At 40.4% G+C, this 587-nt stretch carries 2 protein-coding genes; both read right to left on the bottom strand.

Annotated features, from left to right (window positions below; genetic code table 11):
• Positions 1-225, bottom strand: a 225-nt coding sequence (locus tag ACWHAR_RS29825; protein WP_452088783.1) for a hypothetical protein, incomplete at its 3' end; no start/stop codon positions are given.
• 81 nt (positions 226-306) lie between these two features.
• Positions 307-579 carry a YmzC family protein gene (locus ACWHAR_RS29820; RefSeq protein WP_014479841.1) on the bottom strand — a complete coding sequence of 91 codons (273 nt, stop codon included), beginning with the start codon at positions 577-579 and terminating at the stop codon, positions 307-309.
• Between the last annotated feature and the right edge of the window lie 8 nt (positions 580-587).

The raw sequence follows: 587 nt of genomic DNA, 5'->3' as shown, positions 1-587 counted from the left end.
GTCTAGATTTTTTTTTCTTAAGCTATCACAGCATTTTTCGCTCTCTACTGTTTCTTCTATTTCAACATCCGCGCCGATCTCTTCTAAAACCGCCTTCAAAGCAGTGATAATTGACGCTTCTCTGATTAATTCTTTTCTGTTCACAATGATACTTGTTCCGTATTCATAGCAAGAATCATCTTCGCAAATTTCTTCCCAATGATTCACGATCACTTTATGCTTCATGTTTTCACCCTCTGTTTGATCTGTGTCTGTATTTAGTTTAGCGGCTGGCATCCGCTTTGTAAATTCGAATGCTTGTGAATTTTATTCAAGCTCATCATCCGCGTATTCTTTCTTCAGCTTTACCTCATTGCGGGACTCATTATACTCATAAATTTTGATATAGCCGTCCTCCATCACGCCAAAATGGTTATGTTCAAGTGGAAACGAGGTGGGCTGAGGCGTTTCATAGTCTGAATTGCCGCTGTCTGTTTCAATAATGGTATCTTGATTCCCGCACGCCCCGAACAGTAAAAAGACAGCTATCCATACAAGTGCAATCCTGATTCGTCTCAGTTCTGCTTCACTTTCAAACAAGGTCGATC

The organism is Bacillus sp. LR--39, assembly GCF_053613335.1.
Note: the sequence above shows the minus strand (reverse complement) of the source record. Positions and strands in the feature narration are given on the sequence as shown.